At 71.2% G+C, this 18,834-nt stretch carries 13 protein-coding genes; 4 read left to right on the top strand and 9 right to left on the bottom strand.

Translation table 11 applies throughout. The features are described 5' to 3' along the window. Positions 1-8: 8 nt before the first annotated feature. The 3 genes from ACZ7LU_RS29775 to ACZ7LU_RS29765 form a co-directional block, all read right to left on the bottom strand. Positions 9-371: a tetratricopeptide repeat protein gene (locus ACZ7LU_RS29775; protein WP_398307407.1), complete on the bottom strand. Its 363-nt coding sequence runs from the start codon at positions 369-371 to the stop codon at positions 9-11. A gap of 232 nt (positions 372-603) precedes the next feature. Further along, on the bottom strand, positions 604-1,203 hold the full coding sequence (gene coaE, locus ACZ7LU_RS29770; RefSeq protein WP_471918501.1) for a dephospho-CoA kinase: 600 nt from the start codon (positions 1,201-1,203) through the stop codon (positions 604-606). Between the two features lie 51 nt (positions 1,204-1,254). Beyond that, positions 1,255-2,193 (bottom strand): PAC2 family protein, encoded by a 939-nt coding sequence (locus ACZ7LU_RS29765; protein WP_398307403.1) that lies wholly within the window; start codon positions 2,191-2,193, stop codon positions 1,255-1,257. A 224-nt stretch (positions 2,194-2,417) separates the two neighbouring features. On the opposite strand from ACZ7LU_RS29765, the gene ACZ7LU_RS29760 reads away from it, so the two are divergent. After that, the gene (locus tag ACZ7LU_RS29760; protein WP_471918500.1) at positions 2,418-3,386 is read left to right on the top strand and encodes a right-handed parallel beta-helix repeat-containing protein; all 969 of its coding nucleotides are present in this window, start codon (positions 2,418-2,420) and stop codon (positions 3,384-3,386) included. A 231-nt stretch (positions 3,387-3,617) separates the two neighbouring features. On the opposite strand, the gene rpsA is transcribed toward ACZ7LU_RS29760, so the two are convergent. After that, complete coding sequence (rpsA, locus tag ACZ7LU_RS29755; RefSeq protein WP_358588030.1) at positions 3,618-5,129, bottom strand: 30S ribosomal protein S1; 1,512 nt, start codon at positions 5,127-5,129, stop codon at positions 3,618-3,620. A gap of 364 nt (positions 5,130-5,493) precedes the next feature. On the opposite strand from rpsA, the gene ACZ7LU_RS29750 reads away from it, so the two are divergent. Further along, positions 5,494-6,318: a class I SAM-dependent methyltransferase gene (locus ACZ7LU_RS29750; RefSeq protein WP_468311111.1), complete on the top strand. Its 825-nt coding sequence runs from the start codon at positions 5,494-5,496 to the stop codon at positions 6,316-6,318. A gap of 4 nt (positions 6,319-6,322) precedes the next feature. Continuing rightward, the gene (hrpB, locus tag ACZ7LU_RS29745; protein WP_471918499.1) at positions 6,323-8,860 is read left to right on the top strand and encodes an ATP-dependent helicase HrpB; all 2,538 of its coding nucleotides are present in this window, start codon (positions 6,323-6,325) and stop codon (positions 8,858-8,860) included. 17 nt (positions 8,861-8,877) lie between these two features. On the opposite strand, the gene pgfA is transcribed toward hrpB, so the two are convergent. The 5 genes from pgfA to polA all read right to left on the bottom strand — a co-directional run bounded on the left by pgfA (position 8,878) and on the right by polA (position 16,395). Continuing rightward, the gene (pgfA, locus tag ACZ7LU_RS29740; RefSeq protein ID WP_471918498.1) at positions 8,878-9,885 is read right to left on the bottom strand and encodes a cell envelope lipid trafficking protein PgfA; all 1,008 of its coding nucleotides are present in this window, start codon (positions 9,883-9,885) and stop codon (positions 8,878-8,880) included. A gap of 45 nt (positions 9,886-9,930) precedes the next feature. Continuing rightward, positions 9,931-10,065 (bottom strand): SPW_0924 family protein, encoded by a 135-nt coding sequence (locus tag ACZ7LU_RS29735; RefSeq protein ID WP_468717418.1) that lies wholly within the window; start codon positions 10,063-10,065, stop codon positions 9,931-9,933. 155 nt (positions 10,066-10,220) lie between these two features. Beyond that, entirely contained in the window at positions 10,221-11,987 is a 1,767-nt protein-coding gene (locus ACZ7LU_RS29730) for a lytic transglycosylase domain-containing protein (RefSeq protein ID WP_471918497.1), read from the bottom strand. Between the two features lie 200 nt (positions 11,988-12,187). After that, positions 12,188-13,183, bottom strand: a complete 996-nt coding sequence (locus ACZ7LU_RS29725; RefSeq protein ID WP_471918496.1) for a serine hydrolase — start codon at positions 13,181-13,183, stop codon at positions 12,188-12,190. A gap of 458 nt (positions 13,184-13,641) precedes the next feature. After that, positions 13,642-16,395 carry a DNA polymerase I gene (gene polA / locus ACZ7LU_RS29720; RefSeq protein WP_398307383.1) on the bottom strand — a complete coding sequence of 918 codons (2,754 nt, stop codon included), beginning with the start codon at positions 16,393-16,395 and terminating at the stop codon, positions 13,642-13,644. A gap of 124 nt (positions 16,396-16,519) precedes the next feature. Here polA and ACZ7LU_RS29715 point away from each other — a divergent pair, with 124 nt between their 5' ends. Beyond that, positions 16,520-18,799, top strand: a complete 2,280-nt coding sequence (locus ACZ7LU_RS29715) for an FdhF/YdeP family oxidoreductase (RefSeq protein ID WP_471918495.1) — start codon at positions 16,520-16,522, stop codon at positions 18,797-18,799. Positions 18,800-18,834: the final 35 nt, after the last annotated feature.

The raw sequence follows: 18,834 nt of genomic DNA, 5'->3' as shown, positions 1-18,834 counted from the left end.
CTCCGGTCTCAGTCGTCGAAGCGGGCCGCCGCCAGGTACTCCGGCTGCGGGTCCAGGGCGGCCGCGAGCCGGAAGTGGCGGCGGGCCTGCTCGGGGCGTGAGGCGCGCTCGTAGGTGCGGGCGAGCGCGAAGTGCGCGAAGGCGTTGTCCGGCTCGCGCTCCAGGACGATGCTGAACTCCAGCTCCGCGGCGCGCAGTTGCGCGGCGGCGAAGAAGGCGCGCGCCCGCAGCAGGCGGGCCGCCGTGTTCTCGGGGTGGGCGGCGATGACGGTGTCGAGCAGCTTCACCGCGCCACGCGGGTCCCGGGCGGCGAGGAGCTGCTCCGCCGCACGGAAATCGATGACATGAGTCTCCGGGGTGATTTCGGGCACGCCGGGCTCCTTCCCTCGCTTCCCCGTGTCAACGCCCGCCGCACCCTCGCCTATTCCGCACAGGTGTCCCATGCGCGCAGGTGTCCCACGCGCGCGGCTGTCCCACGCGCGCGGGGCCGTTCTTGGCGCGCCGTGACGCCGCGGACGCGTCTGCCCGCAGCGGTTCGGCGGCGGGTGCGGGTTTGGTTGTGGTTGCTCGCGCAGTTCCCCGCGCCCCTTACGGGGCGCTCTCTCAGTCGTGGGCTCTTCGAGCGAGGTCCGTCCAGACCTCGGCGACCCGCTCCGCGAGGCCGTCCAGCGGGCCGTCGTTGTCGATCACGATGTCCGCGACCTCGAGGCGCTTCTCGCGGGTCGCCTGCGCGGCCATCCGCGCGCGGGCGTCCGCCTCGCTCATGCCGCGCAGCCGCACCAGGCGGTCCAGCTGCGTCTCGGGGCTCGCGTCGACGACGACCACGACGTCGTACAGCGATGCGAGGCCGTTCTCCGTGAGCAGGGGCACGTCGTGGACGACCACCGAGTCATCGGACGCGGACCGTTCGAGCTCGGCGGAGCGGGCGCCCACGAGCGGATGCACGATGGAGTTCAGGACGGCCAGCTTCTCGGCGTCGGCGAAGACGATCGCGCCGATCTTCGGCCGGTCCAGGGAGCCGTCCGGAGCGAGCACCTCCCGCCCGAAGGCCTCGACGACGGCAGCCAGTCCGGCAGTTCCCGGCGCCACCACCTCACGCGCGATCTTGTCCGCGTCGATCAGCACGGCACCGGACGCGACGAGCAGCCGCGACACCTCGCTCTTGCCGGCACCGATTCCGCCGGTCAGGCCTACTTTCAGCATGACCGGCAGCTTAGGGCCTGCCGAGCGGACAGGCCCCGGGCGGGCCTGCCGTCACGCGTCGCCCTCCCGCTCCGCGAGGAAGCGCTCGAATTCGCGGCCGATCTCGTCGGCGGACGGGATGTCCGCCGGCTCGGCGAGCATGTTGCCCCGGTCCTGCGCGCCCGCCGCCGCGTCGTACTGGTGCTCAAGGCCCTGGACGAGCGCCACCAGCTCCTCGTCGCCCTCCTGGATCTGCCGGTCGATCTCGGTCTGGGTGCGGTGCGCCTCGGTGCGCAGTCCGTGCGCGACGGTGGGCAGCACCAGGCCGGTGGCGGCGGTGATCGCCTCCAGGACCGTGAGGGCCGCGTCCGGGTACGTGGAGCGCGCGATGTAGTGCGGGACGTGGGCCGCGACGCCCAGCACGTCGTGACCGGCCTCCAAGAGGCGGTACTCCACCAGGGAGGCCGCGCTGCCCGGCACCTGGGCCTCGTCGAAGGGGCTGCGGTGGCCCGGCACCAGGTCGGTGCGGTTGCCGTGCGGAGTGAGGCCCACGGGGCGGGTGTGCGGGACGCCCATGGGGATGCCGTGGAAGTTCACGGAGAGGCGCACCCCGAGCCGCTCCACGATCTGCTGGACGGCCTTGGCGAAACGCTCCCACTCGACGTCGGGCTCGGGCCCGGAGAGCAGCAGGAAGGGCGCGCCGGTGGCGTCCTGGACGAGGCGGACGTCGAGCGTCGGCTCCTCGTACTCGCTCCAGCGGTCGCGCCGGAAGGTGAGCAGCGGGCGGCGGGCGCGGTAGTCCACGAGCCGGTCGTGGTCGAATCTCGCCACCACCTGCCCGGGGAGGCTGTCCGTGAGCCGCTCGACGATCTGGTCGCCGGTTTCGCCCGCGTCGATGTATCCGTCGAAGTGGTAGAGCATGACCAGTCCGGCCGACTCCTGGGCGAGCGCCATGTCTACGACGGCGAGGCCCTTCGGCTCCCATGCGTACAAACCCTGCGGATCAAGCACTGTGACCGCTCCTCCTCGTGTTCGTAACGGAGAACGCACGCGGAGACACGCGCATTCCCGCCACGCGCCCCGCACCTCCCTCTCGCCGACGGGCCGGCCACCCCTGGTCCATACCTTGACGCGCACATGCCCCGCCTCTACCTTCTCAACGTTCATATGCACACCTTGAGTTCACGTACAAGAACCCTCATGAACGCCACGCTCCCGACGGGAAGGTCACCCCCATGCGCACCCGACGAACCCTGCTGGCGACCGCGACCCTGCTCACGGCGGCGACCGCCTCCGCGACCCTGGCCGTCTCCGCCTCCGCCGCGACGCCCGCGCGGACCATCGAGGTCTCCACGGCCGCCCAGCTGAAGGCGGCGCTCACCGACGCCTCCCCCGGCGACACGATCCACCTCGCCGACGGCACGTACTCCGGGAACTTCAAGACCACCGTGGCCGCGAGCGCCGGCTCCCGCATCACGCTGACCGGCTCGCCGAAGGCGGTGCTCAAGGCGGGCGGCGGCTACGGCCTGCATCTGAACGGCGCCGCGTACTGGACGGTGAAGGGCATCACCGTCACCGGCGGCCAGAAGGGCATCATGATCGACTCCGCAAGGGGCGTCGTCGTGGACACCGTCACGGTCCACGGCCTCGACATGGAGGGCGTCCACTTCCGGAAGTCGAGCAGCGACGGCGTGATCAGGAACTCACGCATCCACGACACGGGGAACGACGGTCGCGGCATGGGAGAGGGCGTCTACGTGGGCACCGCCAACACGCTCTCCGACAAGAGCGACAACGTCCAGATCATCGGCAACACCATCGGCCCGGACGTCGGCGGCGAGGCGATCGACCTCAAGGAGGGCACGACGGGCGGCAAGGTCTCCGGCAACACCTTCGACGGCAGGGGCCTCACCGGCAACCACTACGACGACTCGTGGGTCGACGTGAAGGGCAACAACTACGTCATCGAGAACAACACCGGCAAGAACACCCTCAACAACGGCTACGAGACCCACACCCAGCAGTCCGGCTGGGGCTGCGGCACGGTCTTCCGCGGCAACAAGTCGACCCTGACGGGCGCGACGGGCGACAAACAACTGGCCATCAACGTCACGAACCAGAGCACCAACTGCAGGACGACGGTGTACGCGAGCAACACGGTGACGGGCGGCAGGGGCCTGACCAACATCCCGGTCACGCCATAGGCGGCGGCGCCCTGTCAGGGGCGCGGGGAACTGCGCGATCAGCCCAAGACATGCCGCAGACGCGACGGGACAGCGACCGGGCAGACGCGTCTGCGGCACTTCCGTGGTTGCTCGCGCAGTTCCCCGCGCCCCTGACGGGGCCCGCCGCCGCGACGGGGCAGCACAGCGGGCCCGCACCCCCGAAGGGATGCGGGCCCGCTGTGTTCAGCTACAACCGCCTAGAGGCGAGCCTCAGCTCTGGCCGCCGGCGAGCTTCTCACGAAGCGCGGCGAGCGCCTCGTCCGAAGCCAGCGCACCGGAGTTGTCGTCCGACTCCGAGGAGTACGAACCGCCGCCGCCACCGCTGGACGCGGCCGGAGCGGCGCCGGCCGGAGCCGCCGCACCCTCGGCCTCGGCCTGGGCGTCGGCCTCGCGGGACTTGATGACCTGAGCCTGGTGCTGCTCGAAGCGCTGCTGCGCCTCGGCGTACTGGGTCTCCCAGGCCTCGCGCTGGGTCTCGTAGCCCTCGAGCCAGTCGTTGGTCTCGGGGTCGAAGCCCTCGGGGTAGATGTAGTTGCCCTGGTCGTCGTAGGACGCGGCCATGCCGTACAGGGTCGGGTCGAACTCGACGGCCGACGGGTCGGCGCCGAAGGACTCGTTGGCCTGCTTCAGCGACAGCGAGATCCGGCGACGCTCGAGGTCGATGTCGATGACCTTGACGAAGATCTCGTCGTTGACCTGGACGACCTGCTCCGGGATCTCCACGTGGCGCTCGGCCAGCTCGGAGATGTGGACCAGGCCCTCGATGCCCTCGTCGACGCGCACGAACGCACCGAACGGAACGAGCTTGGTGACCTTACCGGGAACAACCTGCCCGATCTGGTGCGTGCGGGCGAACTGCTGCCACGGGTCTTCCTGCGTCGCCTTGAGCGACAGGGAGACACGCTCGCGGTCCATGTCCACGTCGAGAACCTCGACGGTGACTTCCTGGCCGACCTCGACAACCTCGGAGGGGTGGTCGATGTGCTTCCAGGAGAGCTCGGAGACGTGGACGAGACCGTCGACGCCACCGAGGTCCACGAACGCACCGAAGTTGACGATCGAGGAAACGACGCCGGAGCGGACCTGGCCCTTCTGCAGGGTCGTGAGGAAGGTCTGGCGGACCTCGCTCTGGGTCTGCTCGAGCCAGGCACGGCGGGACAGGACCACGTTGTTGCGGTTCTTGTCCAGCTCGATGATCTTGGCCTCGAGCTCCTTGCCCACGTAGGGCTGGAGGTCGCGGACGCGGCGCATCTCGACGAGGGAGGCCGGCAGGAAGCCACGGAGGCCGATGTCGAGGATGAGACCACCCTTGACGACCTCGATGACGGTACCGGTGACGATGCCGTCTTCTTCCTTGATCTTCTCGATCGTGCCCCAGGCACGCTCGTACTGAGCGCGCTTCTTGGACAGGATGAGACGGCCTTCCTTGTCCTCCTTCTGGAGAACCAGGGCCTCGATCTCGTCGCCGACCTTGACGACCTCGTTCGGGTCGACGTCGTGCTTGATCGAGAGCTCGCGGCTCGGGATGACGCCTTCGGTCTTGTAACCGATGTCGAGCAGGACCTCGTCCCGGTCGACCTTCACGATGACGCCGTCGACGATGTCGCCGTCGTTGAAATACTTGATCGTCTCGTCGATCGCGGCGAGGAAGGCTTCCTCGTTACCGATGTCGTTGACCGCTACCTGCGGGGTGGTGGCGGTGGTCTCGGTGCTGCTCGTCATGTGGGTTAGGGCTCCGGTACGGACATTGAAGTCGTAGGTACTGCAACGCCGGGAGCCGATTTCGCTCTGCAGAAGCCGGACAGCCTAGGAAGCGCGACTTCCGCGAAACGGAAGGCGCCTCGACAACCGAGGGGACATACAACAGACGCGAGCGCAGCCTGCTATGTCTGAGGAGCGCAGGCTCGCAGCGCAACTTGTAGCATACGGGGGCAGCCGGACAGGGTCAATGCGCGAAGGCGCACACCCGGGGCGTAACGCCGCATACCCGGCACAAAACCTGTCGCCTGAGGCCACACGGGCCGCACCGCGCCCCTTCGCGCCGAGATGTCGGCCAGGGCCGCGGAAGATACGGAAGATTACGACGATGGAGCCCATCATCCAAGAGTCCGCACCGCCGCCCGAGCCCGAGGCCACCCGGCGTGACGCCGATGTCACGGAGAGCAGTCGCGCCAACCGCGGCTGGTGGGACCGGAACGCCGACGAGTACCAGATCGAGCACGGCACGTTCCTCGGGGACGACCGCTTCGTGTGGGGTCCCGAGGGGCTCGACGAGGTGGAGGCCGAGCTGCTCGGTCCGCCCGAGGAGCTCAAGGGCAAGGACGTCCTGGAGATCGGCTCCGGTGCCGCGCAGTGCTCGCGCTGGCTGGTCGCGCAGGGCGCCCGCCCGGTCGCCCTCGACCTCTCGCACCGCCAGCTCCAGCACGCGCTGCGGATCGGCGGGAACGTACCGCTGGTCCAGGCCGACGCGGGAGTGCTGCCCTTCAAGGACGGCTCCTTCGACCTCGTCTGCTCCGCCTATGGCGTGATGCCGTTCGTCGCCGACCCCGTGCAGGTCCTCAAGGAGGTGCGCCGGGTGCTGCGGCCCGGCGGCCGGTTCGTCTTCTCGGCGACCCACCCCATCCGCTGGGCGTTCCCGGACGAGCCGGGTCCGGAGGGTCTCTCCGTAGCGGCCTCCTACTTCGACCGCACTCCCTATGTGGAGCAGGACGACGAGGGCAACGCCGTGTACGTGGAGCACCACAGGACGATCGGCGACCGGGTGCGGGACATCGTGGCCGGCGGGTTCCGGCTCGTCGACATCGTGGAGCCGGAGTGGCCCGCCTGGAACACGCAGGAGTGGGGCGGCTGGTCCCCGCTGCGCGGAAACCTGATCCCGGGGACGGCCATCTACGTATGCGTACGAGACTGAGCGGGTGATCCGTAACCACGCAGCCCTGGACCTTCCCGTACGTGACGCGCTGCCCGGTCTCTCCGCCGCTCTGGAGGGGCCGGGCAGCGCGGTGCTCTGCGCGCCGCCCGGCACGGGCAAGACGACGCTGGTGCCGCTGGCGCTCGCGGGCCTGGTCGACGTGCCGGGCGCCCATGACGGCGTACGTCGCGTCGTCGTCGCCGAGCCGCGCCGCATCGCCGCCCGGGCCGCCGCGCGGCGCATGGCGTGGCTGCTCGGCGAGAAGGTGGGCGACAGCGTCGGCTACACGGTGCGCGGTGAGCGCGTCGTGGGCCCGCGCACGCGCGTGGAGGTCGTGACGACGGGTGTGCTGCTGCAGCGGCTGCAGCGGGATCAGGAGCTGGCCGGCGTGGATGTCGTCGTCCTCGACGAGTGCCACGAGCGGCATCTGGACGCGGACACGGTGGCCGCGTTCCTGGTGGACGTGCGGGCCGCGCTGCGGCCCGAGCTGCGTCTGGTGGCGGCGTCGGCGACGACCGACGCGGAGGGCTGGGCGCGGATCCTCGGGGGTGCGCCCGTGGTGGAGGCGCAGGGCGTCGCGCACCCCGTGGAGGTCGTGTGGGCGCCGCCCCCGCGCGCGGTGCGGCCGCCGCACGGGATGCGGGTCGATCCGGCGCTGCTGACCCATGTGGCGTCGGTGGTGCGCAGGGCGCTGGCCGAGCGGGCCGGGGACGTCCTGTGTTTCCTGCCCGGGGTCGGTGAGATCGCGCGGGTGGCGGGGCAGCTGACGGGCCTCGGCGGCGTGGAGGTGCTGCAGGTGCACGGGCGGGCCCCGGCAGCGGTGCAGGACGCGGTGCTCGCCGGGTCGGACGGGCGGCGGGTGGTGCTCGCCACCTCCGTGGCGGAGTCCTCTCTGACGGTGCCGGGGGTGCGGGTCGTCGTGGACTCGGGCCTCGCGCGGGAGCCGCGGGTCGATCACGCGCGCGGGCTGAGCGCGCTGGCGACCGTGCGGGCCTCGCAGGCGGCCGGCCGGCAGCGGGCGGGCCGCGCCGGGCGGGAGGCTCCGGGGGCGGTGTACCGGTGCTGGGCGGAGGCGGAGGACGGGCGTCTGCCGCGCTTTCCCGCACCCGAGATCAAGGTGGCCGACCTCGCGGCGTTCGCGCTGCAGGCGGCGTGCTGGGGCGATCCTGACGCCTCCGGGCTCGCTCTCCTCGATCCCCCGCCGGGCGGCGCGATGGCGGCGGCGCGGGAGGTCCTCGTGGCGGTGGGCGCGGTGGACGCGGAGACGGGCCGGGCGACGGAGCGCGGGGCGCGGATGTCCCGGGTGGGTCTGCACCCGCGCCTCGCGCGTGCCCTGCTGGACGCGGCGCCGCGCGTCGGTGCCCGCCGGGCGGCGGAGGCGGTGGCGCTGCTGAGCGAGGAGCCGCCCCGTGAGTACGGCGACGACCTCGCGGGTGCGTGGCGTGCGGCGCGGCGCGGCCAGGACGCCTATGGGGCGCGGTGGCGGACCGAGGCCCGGCGGCTCGCCTCGGCGGCGCCCGGTGGACCGGCCGAGGTCGGCGGCGACGGGAGCGACGAGTACGTCGCCGGGCTGGTGGCGGCCCTCGCGTTTCCGGAGCGGGTGGCCCGGAGCGTGGGCGGCGGGACGTATCTCATGGCGGGCGGGACGCGGGCGGAGGCGCGGCAGGGGTCCGCGCTGTCCGGTGCGCGGTGGCTCGCCGTGGCCGTGGCCGACCGGCCGGTGGGCGCGGGGCACGCGCGCGTGCTTCTGGCCGGGCACATCGACGAGGACGTGGCCCGTAGCGCCGCCGCACCGCTGTACTCCGAGGGCGACGAGGTGGCCTGGGGCGACGGCGAGCTCGTGGCGCGGCACGTGGAGCGTCTTGGCGCCGTGGAGTTGACGGTGCGTCCTCTGAAGAAGCCCGATCCGCGCCTGGTGCGGGAGGCGCTTCTGACCGGGTTGCGGGAGGAGGGCACCGCACTGTTGAAGTGGTCGCGGGGCGCGCGGGAGCTGCGGGAGCGGCTCGCGTTCCTGCACCGCCATCTCGGGGCGCCCTGGCCGGACGTATCGGAAAACGCCCTCCACGCGCGCGTGGACGAGTGGCTGGAGCCCGAGCTCTCCCGGGCCCGGCGCCGGGCCGACCTGGCGGGGATCGACGCCGGGCAGGCGCTGGGGCGGCTTCTGCCGTGGGCGACGGGTGAGGCAGGGCGCCTGGACGAGCTCGCCCCCGAGCGCCTGGAGGTGCCGAGCGGGTCCAGGATCCGGCTCGACTACTCCGATCCCGAACAGCCGGTGCTCGCCGTCAAGTTGCAGGAGATGTTCGGGCTCGCCGAGACGCCGAGGATCGCGGGCGGCCGCGTACCGGTGCTCGTGCACCTGCTGTCCCCCGCGGGTCGCCCCGCCGCCGTCACCGCCGACCTCGCCTCGTTCTGGGCGTCGGGCTACCGCGCGGTCCGCGCGGACCTGCGCGGCCGCTACCCGAAGCACCCGTGGCCGGAGGACCCGGCGACGGCCGAGCCGACCCGGTACACCAAGGCCCGCCAGGCGGGACGGGCCTCCTAGGGGCGTTGACCGGTCTCCTAGGCGTTGACCGGCTCCGGTTCCGGGTCGTTCTCCGGGGTCGGCGTCGGGTCGCCGGGCCTGCGGCCGCGGGCCTCCAGCCAGAGGGAGAGGGCCAGCAGGAGGATGCCGAGGGTGAGGAAGCCCCAGGGGAGGTACGAGGTCAGCAGGAGGACGAGGACGCGCTGGGACTTGACCAGGTCGACGGTGTCCTTGATGTAGTCCTCGCGCATCTTCACGTGTCCGGAGAAGACGGTGACCTTGTCGCGGTCGCCCAGGAGCGTGCCGCCGCGCAGTTCGTTGTTCTGGATCTCCTCGCCGTAGACGGGCGCCCCGGTGGTCGGCTCGACCCAGAACTTGCGGACCGTGGTGTACCAGCGGGTGGTGCCCGTCTTGGCGAGGGACTCCGGAGTGATGCCTTTGACGGGCATCGTCTTCGGGAAGGGCACTTTGGTCCAGGGGATGGTCTGCTCGAAGTAGTAGACCTTCAGGCCGCGGAAGTCCTGGGTGCCCTTGTAGTGGATGGGCCGGGTGATGCGGGCCTGCGCGTCGAAGTACTCGTAGTCCCGCTTCTCGGTCAGGAAGGGCCACTTGAACTCGATGCCCTCGCGTTTGACCCGGTCTCCGTCGACCGCCTCTCCCGTGGCGTGCACGGGTTCCTGGCTGTGCGCGTCGAAGATGTAGCGCTCGGGGATCTTGGAGACCATCTTGCCCTTGTCGTCCTGGACGTAGGAGAGGGCGTCCCAGACGACGACGTCGCGGGACGAGTCCCCGTCGTTCCTCTCGATCTTCTCGGAGGCCTCCACGTTGCCCTTGAGGGTCTGCACGATGGTGACCTTGTCGATCCTCTTGGCCTTCATGGAGCCGTAGTCGATGAGGGTCGGGTCGTCCGCCTCCAGGACCGTCTCCTGGTACTGGCTCGGCGGGATCTTCGCGAGCCGCGGGAAGGCGTACCAGCGCATGAGCGGGGACAGGGCCGTGAAGAACACGGCGAAGGCGAGCAGGACGAGGCTGGCCTTGCGGCGCATCGCTGCGGCCCTCCCTACGTCTGTGGGTGCTTGGGGACCGTACGTCTAGGGGTGTTCGGGGACGGTGGTGAGGAGCGGCTCGGGGGACGTCTCGCCGGACGGGGCGCCGATCGCCGTGATCGTCAGGACCAGGGCGAGCGCGACGACGAGGCCGGTGGCGGCGGCGATGAGGGCACGCATGCGGGGCCTCCCGGTTCGGCTTGCGGCCAGAACTGATAGGGCGTCAGGGCGGGCACCGTAGCAACGGACGGGCGAGATGAGAACACGTTGCACAAACACCGACCGCCCCTCCGCCGTGGTGGCGGAGGGGCGGTCGGGATGTGCGATACCGGGCCCTAGGCGCTGGGAGACGCGCTCGGGGTGGTGCTCGGCGAGGCGCTCGCCGAGTCCGACGGCGTGGGTGTCGTGTCGGGCTCTGCCGCGTTCACCTTCAGCTCGACGGTGAGTATGCCGCCGCCGGCCGTGGCGATGCGCAGCAGATACGTGCCCGCCGCGTCGTCCGCGTACATCCTCGGCAGCTTCAGCAGGCCGTTCGCGTCGGTCTTCAGGCCCTTGAGCATGCGGATCGGCTTGCCGTCCGCGCCCTTGAAGTAGGGGCCCTTGTCGTTGGCCGTCGCGTCCGACGCCGATGTGACCATCATGGCGGAGGCCGCGACTCCGGCGGCGGCCCTGCCCTTGTACGTCGCCTTGACCTCGACCCGGTCGGCGAACTCCTTGCCCGCCTCGCAGACCAGCGGCTTGTCGCTGGTCCTGGCGAGCGCGTCGGCCTGGCGCGCGGTGACCTCCGCGGTGAAGTCGACGCCGGGCACCGAGCGGCCCACGACCGTGGCCCGCACGGTGAACTTGCCGGTCCTCTCGCCCGCTTCGAGCACCGGGGCGGTGGCCTTGCCGGTGGAGCCCGTGGTGACGGTGACGCTCCTCGCGCCGCCGTCGAAGCGGGTGTCCGTGGCGCCGGCGATCGTGAACTTCACCTTGACCCCGGACACGAACGAACCCGACTTGGACAGCGCGCGCACCTCGACGCGCTCGGCGAAGGCGTCGCCCGCGGTCGCGGTGAGCGTGCCGGTCCCGGCGTTCGCCAGGTCCGCGACGCGGTCGGCCGGCGAGGGGCCGGGGTCGGGGCGGTCGGGATCGCCACCGCCGTTCGGCGGGTTGGGCTTGTTGCTGCCGCTGTTGTTGCCGCCGTTGTTGCCGCCGCCGTTGTTCCCGGGCTTCTCCTTCTCCGGCTTGGACGGCGGCGTGTACGACGGAGTGCTCGGCGTCGTCGGGCTCGGGCTGATGCTCGGGAAGCGGCTGTCGCTGCGCTCGTCGGGCAGCACACCCTTGCCGTCGGGAACCTCGTGGGTGCCCTTGCGGTAGAACTGCAGCCACGACAGGACCGTGTTCAGGTACTCCGTGGAGCGGTTGTAGCTGAGGATCGCCTTGTGCAGGTCGGCCTCGACGGAGAGGTCACGGTCGTTCGCGCACAGGTAGTGGGCGGCGGCGAGCGCCGCGTCGTAGATGTTGTTGGGGTCCTTCTTGCCGTCGTTGTTGCCGTCCCGGCCCGAGGTGGCCCACGTCGACGGGATGAACTGCATCGGCCCGACCGCGCGGTCGTGCGTCACGTCACCGTCGTACGCGCCCTTGTCGGTGTCGGTGATCTTCGCGAAGCCGTTGCCGTTCAGGACCGGGCCGAGGATCGGCTTGAGCGTGGTGCCGCTCGCGTCGACGCGGCCGCCGCGGGCGTGGCCCGACTCGACCTTGCCGATCGCGGCGAGCAGCTGCCAGGGCAGGTTGCAGCCGGGCTTGTCGGTGTTGAGCGCGGTCTCGGCCTTCTTGTACGCGTCGAGGACCGTGGCCGGGACGCCCGCCTCGGCCTTCTTGTCACCGCCGTTCGGCGGGACGGGGCTCTGCAGGGGAGGCAGGTCGGTGTAGTACGGGGAGTCGCCGGTCGCGGAGTCACCGGACGGCGGCGGGGTGTCGGAAGCGCCCGCCGCCTGCCCGTCACGCGGTACGTCCGTCACGCCCGGGGCCTGCGACGCGGCGAGGGCCGCCACCGCCGCCGCGGCCACCGCGGCGGTCACCGTTCCTCTGCGCAGCCGCCTGCCGATTACCGGCGCCATGACCGAGCCACCCCTCCCCTTTTGACGACTGTTGCGCGCCGCCCCCACCCTCGTGCGGGCTTTCCCGCACGGACACGCCTACCTTCGCACGCACGTACACCCAGTGGGTCGGCTCAGGCGACACTACGACAACTTGGCACGACCAGGCACCCGTTCGTGCCCGGTTTTTACCAGTTGGCCAAGACGCCGCGACAGCTCTGTTACGCGGCGGGGTCCGGGTCGTCGTCCTCAGCGGGCGCCGAGCCGTCCGGAACCTCGCTGATCTCGCTCTCCGGGGTCAGCTCCTGGCCGATCGCCCGGCCCTTGTGGAGGCCACGGTGCACGGCCTGCGCGATGCGCTCGATGGTCCGTACGCCGTACGCCATCGTCGGGTTGTCGTGCGAGAGGACGACGATGCGGTAGGTGCGGCCGCCGCCGGTGAAGACGCCGACGCTGTGGACGCGCCAGCCGTGCGTGGCCCGCGGCAGCCAGCCGTTCTTGAGGTGGGCCCGGACGCCGCGGGGCATTCCCGCGGGCACCCCCCAGCGCTGGTCGCGCCGCACTTCGGCCATCTGCCGCAGCCCGTACGCCCGCGCACGCGGGCCGAGAATCCCCCGCACCCCGGTCAACACGTCGAGCAGCCGCGACTGGTCGGCCGCGGTGGTGCCGGTCAGCCCCCAACGGCCGTACGTGCCGAGGGTGGTGGCCGTGGTGCCGACGCGGCGCAGGAAGCGGGAGAGGTAGCGGTAGCCGAGGTCGTTCCACAGGCGCTGCGCCGCGTGGTTGTCCGAGACGGTGATCATGGGGCGGATCCGTCGGCGCTCCCAGCCGGTGAGGCCGCGGCGCCACTCCTGCGCGCGGCGCAGCGCCGCCTCCATCACGAGGAGCTTCGCGACGCTCGCCGCGTCGTAGCGGCGCCGGCTCGCGAGTTCGCAGACGAGGCCGGTGCGGGAGTCGTGGACGGACACCGAAACGGTGCCGGCCCTGGACCACAAAGCCGCCCGGATGTCCTTGGACATCCGGGCGGCGAGGGTGGGGTCACGATCTGCGGTTCCTGCGGTGCCTGCGAGACCTGCGGTGCCTGCGTTGTCTGTCGTGCAGAGGTCCGCGCCCTGCAGGTCGCCGGCTGTGGCGGCGGTCGCCGGTATGGGCACCAGGAGGGCCGTGGTGATCGCCGCGGCGACAGCCGTCCGGCACTTTCGCAGGTGAGAGACCATGCGCTCATCCTGACCCCACGCTCGGCCGGGGGTCGCTTTGCCGGGGGCCACGCGAGTGAGGGGCCGCTGCGCTGGGCTTGAACGGACTCCACTGCGTGGGGGCAGGCCGCGGCGCGAGGCCACGGGGGTTGGACGGTTGTGTTGCGGCTGCGGCGCGTCGGTGGTTGCTCGCGCAGTTCCCCGCGCCCCTAAAAACACCCCCCGCACCCCGGCTCAACCACGAGACCCGGCCCCCGGCTCCCCCAGGGGCGCGGGGAACTGCACGACCAGCCACCGGCAACCCGCAGACACACACCGGCAGCCCCACGCACTCCCCCAGGGGCGCGGGGAACTGCGCGACCAGCCACCGCGCACCCGCAGGCGCACACCCACAAGGCCCGGCACTCTCGAGGGCGCAGGGAACAAGAGGGTGGCACCCGGCACCCGCCGGGTGAGCCCCGTTTCGCCGCCCGTCAGGGCTAGTGGGCCGCGGACTCCCAGTCGCGTCCCACGCCCACCGACACATCCAGCGGCGCCCGCAGGGCCACCGCCCCCGCCATTTCCCTGCGGACCAGCTCCTCCACCCGGTCCCGCTCCCCCGGAGCGATCTCCAGGACGATTTCGTCGTGGACCTGCAGCAGCATGCGGGAGTCGAGCTTCGCCGCGGTGAGCGCCCCGTGCACGTTCAGCATGGCGATCTTGACGATGTCCGCCGCCGTGCCCTGGATCGGCGCGTTCAGAGCCATGCGCTCGGCCATCTCGCGGCGCTGCCGGTTGTCGCTGTTGAGGTCGGGGAGATAGCGGCGGCGACCGAGCATCGTCTCGGTGTAACCCGTGGCGCGGGCCTCGTCGACCGCGCGGCGGAGGTAGTCCCGGACTCCGCCGAACCGCTCGAAGTACGTGTCCATCAGCGCGCGCGCCTCGCCCGCCTCGATGTTCAGCTGCTGGGAGAGGCCGAACGCGGACAAGCCGTACGCCAGCCCGTACGACATGGCCTTGATCTTGCGGCGCATCTCCGCGTCGACGGCGGAACCGTCGACGTTGAACACCTGGGAGGCGACCGTCGTGTGCAGGTCCTCGCCGGAGGTGAAGGCCTCCAGGAGGCCCTCGTCCTCGGAGAGGTGCGCCATCACGCGCAGCTCGATCTGGCTGTAGTCCGCGGTCATGAGGGACTCGAAGCCCTCGCCGACGACGAAGCCTCGGCGGATCGCGCGGCCCTCGTCCGTGCGGACGGGGATGTTCTGCAGGTTCGGGTCGGTGGAGGAGAGCCGGCCCGTCGCCGCCACCGTCTGGTTGAAGGTGGTGTGGATGCGGCCGTCCGCGGCGATCGCCTTGATCAGGCCCTCGACGGTGACGCGCAGCTTCGCCTGCTCGCGGTGGCGGAGCATGATGACCGGCAGCTCGTTCTCCGTCTGGGCGGCGAGCCAGGCCAACGCGTCCGCGTCCGTGGTGTACCCGGTCTTCGTCTTCTTCGTCTTGGGGAGGTTCAGCTCGCCGAAGAGGACTTCCTGGAGCTGCTTGGGCGAGCCCAGGTTGAACTCGTGGCCCGCGGCCGCGTGCGCCTCCTTCACGGCCTGCTGCACCGCGCCCGCGAACTGCTGCTCCATCGCCTCCAGGTGCGCGCGGTCCGCAGCGATGCCGTGCCGCTCCAAGCGGGCCAGGAGCGCGGAGGTGGGCAGCTCGATGTCGGTGAGCAGGTCGCTCGCGCCGACCTCCGTCAGCTTCTCGCCGAAGGCCGTGCCCAGGTCGAGGATGGTGCGGGCCTGCGACATCAGGGAGTCGGCCTCGGCCCGGTCGTCCTCCTCCGTGCCGAAGGCGAGCTGTCCGTCGGCGGCGGAGGCAGGTGCCAGCTCACGGCCCAGGTACTCCAGGGAGAGCGCGTCGAGGGCGAAGGAGCGCCGGCCCGGCTTCACGAGGTACGCGGCGAGGGCCGTGTCCATGGTGACGCCGTCCACCGTCCAGCCGTGCTCCGGGAAGACCCGCATCGCGCCCTTGGCGTTGTGCATGACCTTCGGCTTGGTGGGGTCGGAGATCCAGGCCGCGAAGGCGTTCTCGTCGGCCTCGTCCAGTGTCGCCGGGTCGAACCAGGCGGCCGCCCCGCCGGCGGCGGCCAGCGCGACCTCGGTGACCGTGCCCGTCCCGAGCTGCCAGGTGTCGACCGTGGCGAGACCGAGGACCGCCTTGCCGTGCTCGGCCAGCCACGGCGCGAGCTCGCCCGCGCCCAGCACCGCGCCGTCCAGCTCCACACCGGGCTCGGCCGGGGTCTGCTCGGCCTCCTCCGCGCCCGGGTCGACGGCGAGCAGCCGCTCCCGCAGCGAGGGGTTACGGATCTCCAGGGTGTCCAGGACCATCGCGAGCGCCGTACGGTCGTACGCCGCGCGCTCCAAGTCGGTGACCGTCTTGGGGAGTTCGACGTCGCGCACCATCTCGGTCAGGCGGCGGTTGAGCTTGACCGCCTCCAGGTGGTCGCGGAAGTTCTGCCCGGCCTTGCCCTTGACCTCCTCGGCGCGCTCGACGAGGTCGGCGAACGAACCGAACTGGTTGATCCACTTCGCGGCCGTCTTCTCACCGACGCCGGGGATGCCCGGGAGGTTGTCCGACGGGTCGCCGCGAAGCGCCGCGAAGTCGGGGTACTGGCTGGGGGTGAGGCCGTACTTCTCGAAGACCTTCTCCGGGGTGAAGCGCGTCAGCTCCGAGACGCCCTTCGTCGGATACAGCACCGTCACGTGGTCGGTGATCAGCTGGAAGGAGTCACGGTCGCCCGTGACGATCAGCACGTCGAAGCCGGCCGCCTCCGCCTGCGTGGCCAGCGTCGCGATGACGTCGTCCGCCTCGAAGCCGTCCACCGCGAAGCGCACCGCGTGCATCGCGTCGAGCATCTCGCCGATCAGCTCGACCTGCCCCTTGAACTCGTCCGGGGTCTTGGAGCGATTCGCCTTGTACTCCGGGAACTCCTCGGAGCGCCACGTCTTGCGCGACACGTCGAACGCCACCGCGAAGTGCGTGGGCGCCTCGTCGCGCAGCGTGTTCGCCAGCATCGACGCGAAGCCGTAGATCGCGTTCGTCGGCTGGCCCGTCGCCGTCGTGAAATTCTCCGCGGGCAGCGCGAAGAACGCCCGGTACGCCAAGGAGTGCCCGTCCATGAGCATCAGGCGCGGGCGCTGCTCACCGCCCGCCGTCCTGCCCTTCGTCGCCGCGGTCTCGGACTTCTTCTTCGATGCTGTTTCTGCCACGTCCCCGATCCTGCCACGCCCCACTGACAGTCCGGTCCCACGCGGCCCCACCCCCCGGCGTTGTCACCGTCGCGTGGGAGGATCGGAGACGTAGCTCACGTACGTGCTCGAAGGGGAGCCGACCATGGCAAGCAAGCCGCCCAAGGGCGATCCGGTCCAGGACGCGCCGCAGGTCGCCGAGGTCCAGCACGCGGCCGCGGGACTGCCCGCCATCGGTCACACCCTGCGCGCGGCACAGCAGCAGATGGGCGTGCGCCGCACCGCCCTCACCCTGCTCCGCGTCAATCAGAAGGACGGCTTCGACTGCCCCGGCTGCGCCTGGCCCGAGCCGGACCACCGCCACAAGGCGGAGTTCTGCGAGAACGGCGCGAAGGCCGTCGCCGAGGAAGCCACGCTGCGCCGCGTCACCCCCGACTTCTTCGCCGCGCACCCCGTCGCCGACCTCGCCACCCGCAGTGGGTACTGGCTGGGACAGCAGGGCCGCATCACCCACCCCATGTACCTCGCGGAGGACGCCGAGCGGTACGAGCCGGTCTCCTGGGAGCGCGCCTTCGACATCATCGCCGAGGAGATCGCGGCGCTCGACTCCCCCGACGAGTCCGTCTTCTACACCTCGGGCCGCACCAGCAACGAAGCGGCGTTCCTGTACCAGCTCTTCGCCCGCGAGCTCGGCACGAACAACCTCCCCGACTGTTCGAACATGTGCCACGAGTCGTCCGGCTCGGCGCTCACCGAGACGATCGGTGTCGGCAAGGGCAGCGTCCTCCTGGAGGACCTCTACAAGTCGGACCTGATCATCGTCGCCGGGCAGAATCCGGGCACGAACCACCCGCGCATGCTCTCCGCCCTGGAGAAGGCCAAGAACAACGGCGCGAAGATCATCACGGTCAACCCGCTGCCCGAGGCCGGCCTGGAGCGCTTCAAGAACCCGCAGACCGCACAGGGCATGCTCAAGGGCACCGCCCTCACCGACCTCTTCCTGCAGATCCGCCTCGGCGGCGACCAGGCCCTCTTCCGCCTCCTCAACAAACTCATCCTGGAGACCGAGGGCGCCGTCGACGAGGAGTTCGTCCGCGAACACACCCACGGCTACGAAGAGTTCGTCCGGGCCGCGCGGGACGCCGACTGGGACGACACGCTGAAGGCCACCGGCCTGGAGCGCGACCGCATCGAGGAAGCCCTCGCCATGGTCCTCGCCTCGAAGCGCACCGTCGTGTGCTGGGCGATGGGCCTCACCCAGCACAAGCACGCAGTCCCCACCATCCGCGAAGTCGTCAACTTCCTCCTGCTGCGCGGCAACATCGGCCGCCCCGGCGCCGGCGTCTGCCCCGTGCGCGGCCACTCGAACGTGCAGGGCGACCGCACGATGGGCATCTTCGAGCGCCCCGCGCCCGCCTTCCTCGACGCCCTGGAGAAGGAATTCGGCTTCGCACCGCCCCGCCACCACGGCCTGGACGTCGTCCGCGCCATCAAGGCCCTGCGCGACGGCGAAGCGAAGGTGTTCTTCGCCATGGGCGGCAACTTCGTCGCCGCCTCCCCCGACACGGACGTCACCGAAGCCGCCATGCGCCGCGCGCGCCTCACCGTGCACGTCTCGACGAAGCTCAACCGCTCGCACGCCGTCACCGGCGCCCGCGCCCTGATCCTGCCCACACTCGGCCGCACCGAGCGCGACCTCCAGGACAGCGGCGAGCAGGTCGTCACCGTCGAGGACTCCATGGGCATGGTCCACGCCTCACGCGGCCGCCTGGAGCCCGCGAGCAAGCACCTGCTCTCCGAGCCCGCCATCGTCTGCCGCCTGGCCCGCCGCGTCCTCGGCAGCGCCTCGCGCACGCCCTGGGAGGAGTTCGAGAAGGACTACTCCGCCGTGCGCGACCGCATCGCGCGCGTGGTCCCCGGCTTCGAGGACTTCAACGCGAAGATCGCCCGCCCCGGCGGCTTCACCCTCCCGCACGCCCCGCGCGACGAGCGCCGCTTCCCCACCGCCACCGGCAAGGCCAACTTCACCGCGGCCCCCGTCGAACACCCCGCCGTCCCGAAGGGACGGCTGCTGCTGCAGACCCTGCGCTCCCACGACCAGTACAACACCACGATCTACGGCCTCGACGACCGCTACCGCGGCATCAAGAACGGCCGCCGCGTCGTCCTCGTCCACCCGGACGACGCCGCGGAGCTCGGCCTCGCCGACGGGACGTACGCCGACCTCGTCAGCGAGTGGCAGGACGGCGTGGAGCGCCGCGCCCCGGGCTTCCGCGTCGTGCACTACCCCACAGCCCGCGGCTGCGCCGCCGCGTACTACCCGGAGACCAACGTCCTGGTGCCGCTGGACGCCACCGCGGACACCAGCAACACCCCTGCCAGCAAGTCCGTCGTCGTACGCCTGGAACAATCATCGCTCGACTGAGCGTTTGCTCAGCGACAGGTGACGCGTGTGACGAC

The organism is Streptomyces sp. NPDC039462 (genome assembly GCF_055639375.1).
This window is presented reverse-complemented; position numbering and strand designations above follow the sequence as displayed.

Coding starts and splice junctions, on each gene's coding strand:
- coaE (WP_471918501.1), bottom strand. CDS start 1,203: ATGCTGAAAGTAGGCCTGACCGGCGGAATCGGTGCCGGCAAGAGCGAG.
- ACZ7LU_RS29760 (WP_471918500.1), top strand. CDS start 2,418: ATGCGCACCCGACGAACCCTGCTGGCGACCGCGACCCTGCTCACGGCG.
- rpsA (WP_358588030.1), bottom strand. CDS start 5,129: ATGACGAGCAGCACCGAGACCACCGCCACCACCCCGCAGGTAGCGGTC.
- ACZ7LU_RS29750 (WP_468311111.1), top strand. CDS start 5,494: ATGGAGCCCATCATCCAAGAGTCCGCACCGCCGCCCGAGCCCGAGGCC.
- pgfA (WP_471918498.1), bottom strand. CDS start 9,885: ATGCGCCGCAAGGCCAGCCTCGTCCTGCTCGCCTTCGCCGTGTTCTTC.
- ACZ7LU_RS29735 (WP_468717418.1), bottom strand. CDS start 10,065: ATGCGTGCCCTCATCGCCGCCGCCACCGGCCTCGTCGTCGCGCTCGCC.
- ACZ7LU_RS29730 (WP_471918497.1), bottom strand. CDS start 11,987: ATGGCGCCGGTAATCGGCAGGCGGCTGCGCAGAGGAACGGTGACCGCC.
- ACZ7LU_RS29725 (WP_471918496.1), bottom strand. CDS start 13,183: ATGGTCTCTCACCTGCGAAAGTGCCGGACGGCTGTCGCCGCGGCGATC.
- ACZ7LU_RS29715 (WP_471918495.1), top strand. CDS start 16,520: ATGGCAAGCAAGCCGCCCAAGGGCGATCCGGTCCAGGACGCGCCGCAG.